Genomic DNA, 12,130 nt, shown 5'->3' with positions numbered 1-12,130 from the left:
CCGTCGGCTGCAACTCAACGGGTCGCGTTGCAATGGTCAGGCCCAGCAGGAACGTCATGGCGACGGTGACCGCCAGCAACGTCCTGAGGTGTTTCACCGGCGCAACGCTAGCCCTCGATGCGCCGGATCACCGCGATGGGCCCGATGGCGTCGATGGACGCGATCTTCACCGGTTGCCCCTCGGTGGAGGCGTGCACAGCACGTGCGTTGTCGACGGCCATGGCGACGTGCGACCGGCTCGCGTAGTAGACGATCAGGTCGCCCGCGCGGACCTCGGCCCGCGACACGGCGCGCCCGATCGAGGCCTGTCCACCGGACGTGCGCGGAATGGTGAGGCCGGCGGACGCGTACGCCTTCATCGTCAGGCCGGCGCAGTCCCACTCGTCGGGGCCCGTCGAGCCGTACTTGTAGCCGTCGCCGCGCTGCGCCAGCGCGAACGCCAGCGCGAGCCCCGCCGTCCCCGAGGGCACGCCGATCGGCGACCGGTCCCCCGGATCGCGCAGCTGGTTCACGACCGGTGCGGGCAGCCGCGTCAGTGCCGTGCGCACCTCGCTGATCTGTGCCTGCAACGCGTGGCTGCGGCCGTCCAGATCGCTCTTCAGCCGCTCGGCCGCCGCCGTGGCCTCGGCCGCACGCGAGCGCGCGTTCTCCGCCGCCTGGTGCGCCTGACGTGCCTTCTCCACCGCGCCCGAGAGCCGGGCCAGCGAGTCGGCCTTGTCCGAGGCCAGGACCCGCATCATCTCCAGGCGGTTCAGGAAGTCCTGCTGCGAGTCCGCGACGAGCAACGCCGACAGCTGGTTGAACCGCGCGCCCTCGAACGACGCCTGGGTGATCAGGTCGACCTGCTCGCGGTAGCCGTTCTCGTCGTTCTTGGCCTGCCGCTCGATCTGCTGCGCCGCGCCCACGTCCGTGGTGGCGCGTTCGAGCTCGGCACGCCGTAAGACGAGATCCTCCTGCGCGCGCAGGACTTCCTCGTTCAGCTTCGTCGCCTGCGCCGTCAGATCGGCGTACGCGCGCGCCGGATCAGCCGGCTGCGCGGCGAACGACACGGCCGGCAAAGCGGCGAAAAGCAGGGCGGTAACCAGAACACCGCGGGTGAGTTTGCGCGACGACACGTCGCCGATCCCCTTCGCGAGAACAAGATCGTCAAAAGATCAACAGGCGTCAGGCTACCGGGTGATCAAACGCGCCCGAGACGGGCCAGCAGTACGGCCGACGGCACCGGGTGCGCACCCCGCCGGCGCACTGAGTCGGCGACCGCGCGATCCGACGTCACCACCACCACAGGACGCCCCTCGGGCTCTGCGGTGACCAGCGCGCGGATCACGTCGTCGGCCAGCACACCGGGGTCGCTGAAGAGCACGCGCACGCCACGTGGAGCCGCCGCGGGCACAGCCACCACCCCCGCGCCGTCGAACACCAACGTCACCTCGGCACCCGTGCGCGCGGCGAGCACCGCCAGCTGGTGCACGAGCCGATCACGCTGATCCGACAACGACAGCTCCGGATAACCGGTCTTCGTGACGTTGTAGCCGTCCACGACGAGATGGACCGCGGGCAACGCCAGCAGCCGATCGAGCGCCGCCGGGTCCTCCACGCGTCCCACGGCCCCCTGCGACGCGCTGGCGCCCCGCACGAGGTCGGCAGGACGCGGCCCGGTGCCACCCAGTGCCAGTTCGCGGCGCAAGCCGTTCACGGCGCCGTCGAGCGTGTCGACGAGCAGCGCGAGCCGCACCTCGTCCGCCTGCCGGGCTTCGCGCGCGGACTGACGGGCGATCTCGGCGTCCGCGATCGCCCGTTGGGCCTTGCCGCGCTCGGTCTCGGCGCGTTCCCGTTCCCTGTCGCGTTCGGCGGTGAGGCGCTTGACCTCGTCGGCTGTGCGTTCCTGGATCTTGTCGACCTCGGTGGCGGCGGCCTCGGCGGCGTCCTTGGCCTCGCGCAGCTTCACGCCCTGCTCTCGCAACCGCTTGCGCAGGCGTTCCAGCTCGATTTCGGCGTCGGCGCGGACCCGTTCGGCGGCGCCGTCGAGCTGGCTGCGCTCGGCTTTGAGCCGCTCCAGTTCTCCTTCGAGCCGTTCCGACCTGATGACGGCGGCGTCCCGCTCGGCCCGCAACGTCGCGTCGCCGACCCGTCGCGACACCAGCTCCACGTAGTGCGGCGCGACGTCGTCCCCGGTCAGCACCGCCGCCGCGGCCGCCGTCACCGGGTCCGGCGACGTCACCTCCAGCGTCGACGGCCGGTTCTTGCGCAGCCACTCCACCACAGCGGTGCGGAAGTTCGCGGAGTCCCGCAGCGCCGCGACGACCTGCGCGCCACCCAGCCGGGCCCGTTTCGTCGGCGCGAACTTCGCCACCGGCCGCAGGTGCTGCGGCACGTCGACCTTCGCCATCTCGCCCAGCGCGTCCGCGGCCAGCTCCGCCAGTCTCACCCGAAGCGGCTCCGGCAGGGCCGACCAGTCCACAGCAGACTCTTCTGGGGACTCGCCTACCTCCTCGGCAGGCTGGTCGAACTCGGGCTCGGGCATCGGGTCTGGCACCCCAACAGGCTAGAGCCCTCCTGCCTGAGCAGCGCACGGACATCTCCGGCCTTCGGAACAACGATCTGGCAAAGGACCCGCCCAACCGCCCCACCGCAGGTCAACCGGTCCGCCGCCGGAAATTGTCAGACCCCGTCGCTAACGTCCGGCATCGTGACCGGTCAACTGTCCTTCGACGAGCTCGGTACGCCTCTTCGCGACACCACGTTCGTCGTCTTCGACCTGGAGACGACGGGCGGGAGCAACGAGGAGGACGCCATCACCGAGATCGGCGCGGTGAAGGTGCGCGCGGGCGAGGTGCTCGGCGAGTTCGCGACGCTCGTCGACCCGGAGCGCGGCATCCCCGTGCAGGTGGCCCAGCTGACCGGGATCACGCAGCTGATGGTGACGGGCGCGCCGAAACTCGACACCGTGCTGCCCGCGTTCCTGGAGTTCGCCGCCGGATCGGTCCTGGTCGCGCACAACTCCGGCTTCGACATCAGCTTCCTCAAAGCGGCCTGCGAACGGCACGGCTACCGCTGGCCGAAGCCGTCGGTCGTCTGCACGGTGAAACTCGCCCGGCGCGTGCTGAGCCGCGACGAGGCCCCGTCGTGCCGTCTGTCCGCCCTGGCCGACCTCTTCCACACCACCACGCGCCCGACGCACCGCGCGTTAGCCGACGCCCGCGCCACCGTCGAGGTCCTGCACTCGCTGCTGGAGCGCGTCGGCAACGTGGGCGTGCACTCGCTGGAAGAACTCCTGGCCTACCTCCCGGAGGTCACCCCGGAACAACGCCGCAAGCGCTCCCTGGCCGCCCACCTGCCGTCCAAGCCGGGCGTCTACCTCTTCCGCGGCCCGAAGGAAGAGGTGCTCTACGTGGGCACGGCGTCCGACCTGCGCCGCCGCGTCCGCCAGTACTTCACGGCCAGCGAAGGCCGCCGCAGACTCCGCGAGATGGTCGCCCTGGCCGTGCGTGTCGACGCCGTCGAATGCGCCCACCCGCTGGAAGCCGAAGTGCGCGAGCTCCGGTTGTTGCGCGCCCACCGCCCCGCCTACAACCGCCGCTCCAAGAACCCCCACCACGCCTGGTGGCTGATCCTGACGGACGAGGCCTTCCCGCGGCTGTCCCTGGTCAGAAACCCGCGCGACGGCGCCCTGGGCCCCTTCCGCACCCGCCAGGCGGCCGAATCCGTGGCCGACGCCCTCCTCGACGCCGTCCCACTCCGTTCCTGCACGATCAAGATCCCGGCGACGAACCAACGCGCCTCCCCCTGCGCCCTGGCTGAACTGGGCCGCTGCCAAGCCCCGTGCGCGGGCCACCAGACCGCCGAGGAGTACTCCCCGGCGGTCGTCGCCGTCCAAGACCTGGTCGTCGGCCGCAACGCCGACCCGCTGCGCACCCTCATCACCCAGCTCGGCGGCCTGGCCTCGGCCGAACGCTTCGAGGAAGCCGCCCGCCGCCGCGACCGCCTGGCCGGCCTGGTCCGCTCGCTCGACCGCGCCCAACGCCTCGCCGCCCTCGCCGCGCTCCCCCAGCTGGTAGCCGCCCGCCCCGACCGCGAGGGCGGCTGGCAGTTCTCGGTGATCCGCTACGGCCGCCTCGCCTCAGCCGGAGTCGCCCTCCGCGGCACCCGCCCCATGCCGGTCGTCGACGCCCTCGTCGCCTCCGCCGAAACCGTCGTCCCGACGGCGGGCCCACTGCGCGGTGCCCCACCCGAGGAGACAGGCGTCGTCCTCCGCTGGCTCGACCAGCCGGGCACCCGCCTCGTCTACGCGGACGAACCGTGGTCGTCCCCCGCCGGTGCCGCCGCGGCTTGGGTGCCGTGGGCCGAACAAGCCGCCGGCGCCCGCCCGCTGCACGACCGCTGGGCCTGACCCGCCACGACAGCGCCGAGTGGTCCAGCAGCCGTCTGCACCCTGAACGACCGCCGAAACCGGCCCCCGGAGCCCACCGATATATCAGTTATGCAAAAAACGTTTGCGGACGTCCGCAAACGTTTTTTGCATCCGGCGGGGTTTGAGCAGGTCAGAGGCGGGCGACGAACCAATATATTAGTTGGAATGTCGACAAAGGTGGTGGGTCAGCGCGGGGCGGGGACGCTGACTCGGCGGGTCGCGGACGTCACCAGGGCGTAGAGGCCGGCCGCCAGGATGCCGCCGAAAACCGGGGCGATCAGGTACACCGGCAGCTGGCTCCAGGCCGGGTTGCCGCCGGCGAAGGTGAGCACGACGTCCGGGCCGAACGTGCGGGCGAGGTTCACCGAGGCACCCGCGACGGGACCGAACGCGAGGATCTGGGTGGCCAGAGCCAGACCGATGCCGATCCCGTGCAGACCGCGAGGAGCAGCGGGGTTCACCGCGAGAGCGAACACGGCGGTCACGAGGATGAACGCGCCGAGGGCTTCGGCCGCGAAGGCCTGAGTCACCGAGATCCCGGAGCCGAACGCGGTCGCGCCCAGACCCGCTTCGACAGCACGCGACCCGTGCACGACGTGAGCGAGCGAAGCGGCCAGCACACCGCCGAGAAGCTGCGCGCCGACGTAACCCGGCACCTCGCGCCACGGCACGCGGCCGGACACGGCGAGCGCGAGGGTGACGGTCGGGTTGAAATGCGCGCCGGAAACGGCGCCGAACGCGTAGATGCCGGCCATCAGAGCGAGCCCGTGGGCCAGAGCGACGATGAGCAGACCGGAGGGCTCGTTGCCCGCGGCGACCACGGACACGGCGGCGGAGATTCCGAACAGGCAGAGGATGGTCGTACCGGCCACCTCGGCAATCAGCTTGCGTGCGAACACGGGTTCACCTCGACAACAACGGGGGAATGAGGGGACCCACGCTCGCAGCGACGTCCTCACGCCAGCCATAAGCCGGTAGGGCAGACTACGTGTGCTTTAGATACCCGTGCTGAGACCCATGAGGAGGACAGCGTGGTCACCGCCATCGTGCTGATCCAGGCCGCCGCCGAACGCATTCCCGAGGCGGCGCAGGAGATCGCCGACATCGACGGCGTCACCGAGGTGTACTCCTGCGCAGGTGACGTCGACCTGATCGCGCTCGTGCGGGTGAGCAAGCACGAGGACCTGGCCGCGCTGGTGCCCGGCAAGATCAGCAAGGTCGCGGGCGTGCTGAACACCGACACGCACATCGCGTTCCGCAGCTACTCGAAGCGAGACGACGAGGCGGCCTTCGCCATCGGCCTGGATGACGCCCAGTAACCACCGCGAGGCCACGATCAGCGCAGCCCGAGAAATCGTTCGGCGCAACTGACGTAACGAAAAGCCCCCGTGAAGGTTCACGGGGGCTTTTCACAGTTCTGGAACCAGATCAGGCCTTCGGGTCGGAAGGCTTGCCCGCGAGCTCGGCCTGCTCCTCCGAGGCGGACTCCAGCGCGTTCTTGTGCTTCGCGTTCTCCAGGGCCACGGTCTCCTCGACCGGGTCCGGCGACCACGTGCTGCCGGCGACCGGGTGACCGGCCGAGCCGAGCTTGTTCATCTTCTTTGGCACCGACGCGCCCTGGTAGGCGAGCGGGATCGGGTGGCCGTGGTCGTCCACCGGGCCGAGCGGCTGGTGGATCTCGATGAACTCGCCGTGCGGCAGGCGCTTGATGATGCCGGTCTCGACACCGTGCTCGAGCACCTCGCGGTCGCCGCGCTGCAGGCCGATGCAGATCCGGTACGCGACGAAGTACGCGATCGGAGGCAGGACCAGCATGCCGATGCGGCCCATCCACGTCGTCAGGTTCAACGAGATGTCGAACTTGTACGCGAAGATGTCGTTGCCGCCCATGAGCAGCAGGACCATGAAGTACGTGATCGCCATCCAGCCGAGCGCGGTGCGGACGGGAACGTCACGCGGGCGCTGCAGCAGGTTGTGGTGCGCGTAGTCCTTGGTCATCTTCTTCTCGATCCACGGGTACACCGCCGCGATGCCGGTCAGCAGCGGCAGACCGAGGATGAACGGCAGGAACGGCGCCGGGATCGTGTAGTTGCCCAGGTAGAACTCCCACGCGGGCCAGATGCGGACCAGGCCGTCGGTCCAGCCCATGTACCAGTCGGGCTGCGAGCCGGCGGAGATCTGCGCGGGGTTGTACGGGCCGAAGTTCCAGATCGGGTTGATCTGGAAGACGCCACCCATGATCGCGATGACACCGACGACGATGGCGAAGAAGCCACCGCCCTTGGCCGCGAACACCGGCATGATGCGGACGCCGACGACGTTGGTCTCCTTGCGGCCCACGCCCGGGAACTGCGTGTGCTTCTGGTACCAGACGAGCGCGAGGTGCGCCGCGATCAGGCCGAGGATGATCGCCGGGATCAGCAGGATGTGCGCAGTGTAGAGCATCGGGATGATGTCCGTGCCGGGGAACTCCCCGCCGAACATCAGCCAGTTCAGCCACGTGCCGATGACCGGGAACGAGATCAGCAGCGCCGCCATCACGCGGAGGCCGGTGCCCGAGAGCAGGTCGTCGGGGAGCGAGTAGCCGAGGAAGCCCTCGATCGCGCCGAGCATGAACAGCACGATGCCGATGACCCAGTTGATCTCACGCGGCTTGCGGAACGCGCCGGTGAAGAAGATCCGGAACATGTGCACGACGATCGCGGCCATGAACAGCAGCGCCGCCCAGTGGTGCACCTGGCGGACGAACAGGCCACCGCGCGTCTCGAACGAGATGTCGAGAGTGGACGCGAACGCCCGCGACATCTCGATGCCGCGCAGGTTCTCGAACGCGCCGTTGTAGGTGACCTCGGTCATCGACGGGTCGAAGAACAACGCCAGGTACGTACCCGACAGCAGCAGCACGATGAAGCTGTAGAGCGCGATCTCACCGAGCAGGAACGACCAGTGCGTCGGGAAGACCTTGTTCAGCTGTTTACGCAGGCCAGAGGCCGCGTGGTACCGCTCGTCGGCAGCGTTGGCCGCCGCCCCTGCGACGCGCGCGGCCGCGTTGGCCGGCTTCGTCGGCGTGGTGATGGCACTCATGACTTCCGCTCCCAGAACGCCGGACCCACAGCCTCGATGAAGTCGCTGCGGGCAACCAAGTATCCCTCTTCGTCCACAGTGATTGGAAGCTGGGGAAGAGGACGGGTCGCCGGGCCGAACCGCGGCTTGGCGTACTCGAACACGTCGAACTGCGACTGGTGGCACGGGCAGAGCAGCAGACCGGTCTGCTGCTCGAACAGCGAGGTCGGGCAACCGAGGTGCGTGCAGATCTTCGAGTACGCGTACAGGTCGCCGAAGTTGAAGTCTTCCTGACCGGCGCGCTTGGTGACCGCCTGGTTGGGACGCAGGCGGATGAGCATGACCGGCGCGTCGGCCCGCTTGAGGGCCGCGACCAGGGCGTGCTCGTCGTCGCGCTCCGACTCGCGGAACGGGAACACCGTCTCGAAGCCGCCGGGCTCGACGTCCTCGGGACGCACCAGCGAGACCTCGTGGAAGTTGCCGGTGTGGCGACGGAGGTAGACCTTCTCGCCCTTTTCGGCCTTCCAGCCGGTGTGCCACAGCGAGGCCTTGGTCTCGCTGTCCGCGTGCGGGTTCTTGATCAGCGCGCCCAGCGGGACGGCCGCCACGCCCAGACCCAGCACGCCGGCGCCGAGGCCCGCGGTGCGCTTGATCAGGTTGCGGCGGGCGATGCCGCTGCGGTCACCGGCGTCGGCGAGCTCGGCCACCAGCGTGGCGCGGTCGACCTCGGCCGACGGACCGTCGTGGCGCTGCTGCACCGCGATCTCGTCCGGGATGAACTTCTTGGTGTAGAGCAGCGCGCCGACGCCCAGGCCCACCACCGACAGACCCAGGAACAGGCCGATCAGCGGGTTGTAGAGCGAGTGCAGCAGGTGGCCGTGCTCGTTGGACGGGGCCTCGTACTGCCACGGCCAGAACAGGAACACGCCGAGGAACGCGAGCCCCGACAGCGCGGAGATCATGAACCAGGTCGCGACGACGCGCTGGGCACGGCGCTCGGCGCGGGTTCCCGGAACCGGGAACCGCTCCTCGTAGTGGACGATCTCGACGCCGTCCATCTTGGTGCCGAGCTTGACGAGGTCGTCCCGGCTCATCTCCGCGAGCTCTGCCTCGCTGGGCAGCTCGGTCGGCTTGTCGCCGCTCATGCCTTGGCTCCGATCCAGAGGGTCACGCCGATGAGCGCGGCGATGCCCACGATGAATGCGATCAAGCCTTCCGAGACGGGTCCGAACCCGCCCAGGGGGTTACCGCCGGAGTTGTTGTTCCCGTCGGTCACCGACTTGACGTACGCGATGATGTCCTTCTTCTCTTCCGGCGTGAGCTGGCGCTCGCCGAACTTCGGCATGTTCTGCGGGCCGGTCAGCATCGCCGTGTAGATCTGCTCTTCAGTTACCCCGTCGAGCGTCGGCGCGAACTTGCCGGACGACAGCGCTCCACCACGACCCGTGAAGTTGTGGCAGCTGGAGCAGTTGAGGCGGAAGAGCTCCCCACCGCGCGCAGGGTTGTCGCCGCGCAGTTCCTCACCGGTCTCGGAAGGCTTCTTCGGGCCCTCGCCGCCGTTCGCGGTGATGTAGGCCATCAGCGCGCTGATCTCCTCGGCGGAGAGCTTCGAGGGCTTGCGGATGGCCTGCGCCTCCTGCCGCGCCATGGGCATGCGGCCGGAGGAAGTCTGGAAGTAGACCGCGGCGTCACCGACGCCGATCAGGCTCGGCCCGCGGTCCTTGACACCTTCGAGGGACTTGCCGTGGCAGCCCATGCAGGTGTTCAGGTAGATCTGCTCGCCCTGGCGGACGAGAGCGTCCTGCTGCTGCGCCTGGGCAGTCTGCGCCGTGGGCGCGAAGGCGGCGAACAGCATGCCGGCGCTCAGCAGGCCGAAGCCCAGTGCGAGCAGTCCGGCGACCCGGCGGCGCAGCTTGGTGCGGGCGCCGCGGGGGCGTTTCGTCGTGGTGGTCATGGTGTGCGGCAACCCTTGCTGTCAGTTCGGGAGCTCGTGGCTTGGCTGCGTGCTGACTAGGTCAGGGCACGATGTAGATGATGGCGAACAGGCCGATCCACACGACGTCGACGAAGTGCCAGTAGTACGACACGACGATCGATGCGGTGGCCTGTGCCGGCGTGAACTTGCTGAGCTTCGTCCGGATCAACAGGAAGACGAACGCGATCAGACCGCCGATGACGTGCAGGCCGTGGAAGCCGGTCGTCAAGAAGAAGACGGTGCCGTAGGCCGACGAGGGGATCGTGGTGCCCTCCTCGACGAGGGTCACGTACTCACCCGCCTGACCTGCGACGAAGATCGCGCCCATGATCAACGTCACGATGTACCAGCGACGCAGACCGAAGACGTCGCCACGCTCCGCGGCGAAAACGCCCCACTGACACGTGAAGGACGACGCGACCAGGATGATCGTGAAGACCGACGCGTAGGGGACGTTCAGGTGCGTGGGCGGTGGCGGCCAGTGCTCCGCCGTGTTCTGGGCCTTCACCGTGAAGAACATGGCGAAGAGGCCAGCGAAGAACATGAGCTCGCTGGACAGCCAGACGATCGTGCCGACGCTGACCATGTTCGGGCGGTTCAGCGAGTGCACGCGCTGGCCGATTGAAGGCGCTGCCGTGGTCACGGGCAGCATTATTGCCTGCGCTATTTCCGTCCGCCCATCGGGTCCTGGGCGGATCATGGGTCGGCTGGGTCACACAGCGGGTGATCGCGGAGGAGATCAACGGATGAGCTTGCTGGGCCGATTGCGGGACAGGCTGCGCCGACGTGACGAACCCTCGTTGTCGATCGACGATCCGGACCTCGTCGTGGTCGTCGAGGCGTTCGACATCGTCGAGGCCGATTCGGCCGTTTTGGCGCGTTCCCCCGAGTGGCGTTCCGACGAGCTCGCGGTGCTCCGTCACCACGTTCGCATACCGTCTGAGCAGCTAGAACGCGCGCGAGAACTTCTAACACCGGACGGCTGGGTGCTCGTAGCCGGTGATATATCGCATATCAGTCGTGTGCAGAAGCTGGACGCCCTGCACTGCGCCCAGGAGCGGTCGCGGATGGCCTCGCTGGCGCAGCGGCTCGGCGGCGACGCCCTGGGGTGGGACGCCCTGCAACCACACTCCTCGGCGTCCCGATAACATCGCGGCGACCTTGGTCACTTTCTGGAGGATCGTGAGATGAGCACGCAGACCACGAAGATCCTGGTGTTCAGCCACCGGCCCGAGGTGCGTGAGACGATCATCACTGCGGTCGGCCGCCGTCCGGCACCGGATCTGGCGCGCGTCGACTACGTGGAGGCCGGTGCGATCGCCGACGTCCTCTACGAGGTGGACAACGGCACCGTCGACCTGCTGATCCTCGACGGCGAGGCGCAGCCGACCGGGGGCATGGGCCTGTCCCGCCAGCTCAAGGACGAGATCACGAACTGCCCGCCGATCGTCGTGGCGGTGCGCCGCAAGGACGATCGGTGGCTCGCGACCTGGTCGCAGGCCGACGCGGTGCTGGTGCACCCGCTCGACCCGCTGGCCGCCGCCGAGACCGTGGCCGAGGTGCTGCGGGGCTCGGCTCTTCCTGTCGTCAAGGGCTGATCCCCGGTGAGCGAGCGCACCTGGCCAACGCTGCTCAACAGACTTCTCGACGGCGCGGACCTGACCGCTGACGACACGTCCTGGGGCATGGACCAGGTCATGTCGGGCGAGGCGACGCCCGCGCAGATCGCGGCGTTCATCGTCGCGTTGCGCGCCAAGGGCGAGACGCCGGAGGAGGTCGACGGCCTCGCCACGATGATGCTCAACCACGCCCGGCGGTTCGAGGTGGGCGTGCGGGCGACCGACATCGTGGGCACCGGCGGCGATCATTCCGGTTCGGTGAACATTTCGACGATGGCCGCGATCATCACGGCCGCGGCGGGCGTTCCGGTGGTCAAGCACGGCAACCGCGCGGCGTCGTCGCAGTGCGGCACGGCGGACGTGCTGGAGGAGCTGGGCGTCGCGATCGACCTGCCGCCGGACGGCGTGCGCGCGACGGTGGCCGAGCTCGGCATCGGGTTCTGCTTCGCGCCGGTGTTCCACCCCGGCTTCCGGCACGCGGGCCCGGTGCGGCGCGAGATCGGCATCCCGACGTCGTTCAACCTGCTCGGCCCGCTGACGAACCCGGCGCAGCCGCAGGTCGGCCTGATCGGGTGTGCGCGGGCGGCCGCGGCTCCGTTGATCGCGGGGGTGTTCGCCCGCCGCAACAACACCGCGCTGGTGGTGCGCGGCGACGACGGCCTCGACGAGATCACCACGACCACGACGACGTCCGCCTGGCTCGCCCAGGACGGTGTCGTGCGCACGGAGACGATCGACCCGGTCGTGCTCGGGGTGAAGCCCGCGCGCGAGGAGGACCTGAAGGGCGGCGACGCGTCCGTCAACGCCCAGGTGGTCCGCGACCTGGTGGCAGGCAAGACCGGATCGGTGCGCGACGCGGTGCTCGTGAACGCCGCCGGGGCCATCGCGGCGCACGGCGGGTTCTCCGACGACCTGCACGCCGACCTGGCGGGGTCGCTGAGCCGCGCGGCCGAGGCGATCGACTCGGGCAAGGCGGCGTCGCTGCTGAGCCGCTGGGTGGAGCTCTCCACCTCGTTGAAGGGGTGATTCGGTCACGCGTCGTCGTCGACGCGTGACCGTGCT

The 12,130-nt window shown here is 69.2% G+C and carries 12 protein-coding genes; 5 read left to right on the top strand and 7 right to left on the bottom strand.

Annotated features, from left to right (window positions below; translation table 11 throughout):
* Positions 1 to 107 precede the first annotated feature (107 nt).
* Together AB0M24_RS18675 and AB0M24_RS18670 are read right to left on the bottom strand one after the other, a co-directional pair.
* Positions 108 to 1,115, bottom strand: coding sequence for an NlpC/P60 family protein (locus tag AB0M24_RS18675; RefSeq protein WP_363768657.1), 1,008 nt, complete (start codon positions 1,113 to 1,115; stop codon positions 108 to 110).
* 65 nt (positions 1,116 to 1,180) lie between these two features.
* Positions 1,181 to 2,524 (bottom strand): NYN domain-containing protein, encoded by a 1,344-nt coding sequence (locus AB0M24_RS18670; RefSeq protein ID WP_363769316.1) that lies wholly within the window; start codon positions 2,522 to 2,524, stop codon positions 1,181 to 1,183.
* A 165-nt stretch (positions 2,525 to 2,689) separates the two neighbouring features.
* Between AB0M24_RS18670 and AB0M24_RS18665 the strand changes: the two genes are divergently transcribed.
* Positions 2,690 to 4,390: a DEDD exonuclease domain-containing protein gene (locus AB0M24_RS18665; protein ID WP_363768654.1), complete on the top strand. Its 1,701-nt coding sequence runs from the start codon at positions 2,690 to 2,692 to the stop codon at positions 4,388 to 4,390.
* 206 nt (positions 4,391 to 4,596) lie between these two features.
* Here the strand turns inward: AB0M24_RS18665 and AB0M24_RS18660 are convergent, their stop codons facing one another.
* Positions 4,597 to 5,310: an aquaporin gene (locus tag AB0M24_RS18660; protein WP_363768651.1), complete on the bottom strand. Its 714-nt coding sequence runs from the start codon at positions 5,308 to 5,310 to the stop codon at positions 4,597 to 4,599.
* A gap of 132 nt (positions 5,311 to 5,442) precedes the next feature.
* Here AB0M24_RS18660 and AB0M24_RS18655 point away from each other — a divergent pair, with 132 nt between their 5' ends.
* On the top strand, positions 5,443 to 5,730 hold the full coding sequence (locus tag AB0M24_RS18655) for an Lrp/AsnC ligand binding domain-containing protein (protein WP_045309335.1): 288 nt from the start codon (positions 5,443 to 5,445) through the stop codon (positions 5,728 to 5,730).
* Between the two features lie 109 nt (positions 5,731 to 5,839).
* Here the strand turns inward: AB0M24_RS18655 and AB0M24_RS18650 are convergent, their stop codons facing one another.
* The 4 genes from AB0M24_RS18650 to AB0M24_RS18635 form a co-directional block, all read right to left on the bottom strand.
* Positions 5,840 to 7,495 carry a cytochrome bc complex cytochrome b subunit gene (locus AB0M24_RS18650; RefSeq protein ID WP_363768648.1) on the bottom strand — a complete coding sequence of 552 codons (1,656 nt, stop codon included), beginning with the start codon at positions 7,493 to 7,495 and terminating at the stop codon, positions 5,840 to 5,842.
* Positions 7,492 to 8,619, bottom strand: a complete 1,128-nt coding sequence (locus tag AB0M24_RS18645; RefSeq protein ID WP_363768645.1) for a Rieske 2Fe-2S domain-containing protein — start codon at positions 8,617 to 8,619, stop codon at positions 7,492 to 7,494. The genes AB0M24_RS18650 and AB0M24_RS18645 overlap by 4 nt, the downstream gene beginning before the upstream one ends.
* Positions 8,616 to 9,428, bottom strand: coding sequence for a c-type cytochrome (locus tag AB0M24_RS18640; RefSeq protein ID WP_363768642.1), 813 nt, complete (start codon positions 9,426 to 9,428; stop codon positions 8,616 to 8,618). The genes AB0M24_RS18645 and AB0M24_RS18640 overlap by 4 nt, the downstream gene beginning before the upstream one ends.
* A 61-nt stretch (positions 9,429 to 9,489) precedes the next feature.
* Complete coding sequence (locus AB0M24_RS18635; protein WP_363768639.1) at positions 9,490 to 10,101, bottom strand: heme-copper oxidase subunit III; 612 nt, start codon at positions 10,099 to 10,101, stop codon at positions 9,490 to 9,492.
* A 94-nt stretch (positions 10,102 to 10,195) separates the two neighbouring features.
* On the opposite strand from AB0M24_RS18635, the gene AB0M24_RS18630 reads away from it, so the two are divergent.
* Genes AB0M24_RS18630 through trpD form a run of 3 tightly spaced genes read left to right on the top strand, consistent with a single transcriptional unit; the run spans position 10,196 to position 12,094 of the window.
* A complete protein-coding gene (locus AB0M24_RS18630) occupies positions 10,196 to 10,597 on the top strand; it encodes a hypothetical protein (protein ID WP_363768636.1) in 402 nt (133 codons plus the stop codon).
* Positions 10,598 to 10,636: 39 nt separating this feature from the next.
* Positions 10,637 to 11,047, top strand: a complete 411-nt coding sequence (locus tag AB0M24_RS18625; RefSeq protein WP_363768633.1) for a hypothetical protein — start codon at positions 10,637 to 10,639, stop codon at positions 11,045 to 11,047.
* Positions 11,048 to 11,053: 6 nt separating this feature from the next.
* A complete protein-coding gene (gene trpD, locus AB0M24_RS18620; protein WP_363768630.1) occupies positions 11,054 to 12,094 on the top strand; it encodes an anthranilate phosphoribosyltransferase in 1,041 nt (346 codons plus the stop codon).
* Positions 12,095 to 12,130 lie beyond the last annotated feature (36 nt).

Origin of the sequence: Lentzea sp. NPDC051838 (assembly GCF_040681245.1) — a bacterium.
In the GTDB taxonomy this organism is placed as follows: Bacteria; Actinomycetota; Actinomycetes; order Mycobacteriales; family Pseudonocardiaceae; genus Lentzea.
Note: the sequence above shows the minus strand (reverse complement) of the source record. Positions and strands in the feature narration are given on the sequence as shown.

What these genes read in the sequence shown, in the direction of transcription:
- AB0M24_RS18670 (WP_363769316.1), bottom strand. Translation starts at nt 2,524, where the DNA reads ATGCCCGAGCCCGAGTTCGACCAGCCTGCCGAGGAGGTAGGCGAGTCC.
- AB0M24_RS18650 (WP_363768648.1), bottom strand. Translation starts at nt 7,495, where the DNA reads ATGAGTGCCATCACCACGCCGACGAAGCCGGCCAACGCGGCCGCGCGC.
- AB0M24_RS18645 (WP_363768645.1), bottom strand. Translation starts at nt 8,619, where the DNA reads ATGAGCGGCGACAAGCCGACCGAGCTGCCCAGCGAGGCAGAGCTCGCG.
- AB0M24_RS18640 (WP_363768642.1), bottom strand. Translation starts at nt 9,428, where the DNA reads ATGACCACCACGACGAAACGCCCCCGCGGCGCCCGCACCAAGCTGCGC.
- AB0M24_RS18635 (WP_363768639.1), bottom strand. Translation starts at nt 10,101, where the DNA reads ATGCTGCCCGTGACCACGGCAGCGCCTTCAATCGGCCAGCGCGTGCAC.
- AB0M24_RS18630 (WP_363768636.1), top strand. Translation starts at nt 10,196, where the DNA reads ATGAGCTTGCTGGGCCGATTGCGGGACAGGCTGCGCCGACGTGACGAA.
- AB0M24_RS18625 (WP_363768633.1), top strand. Translation starts at nt 10,637, where the DNA reads ATGAGCACGCAGACCACGAAGATCCTGGTGTTCAGCCACCGGCCCGAG.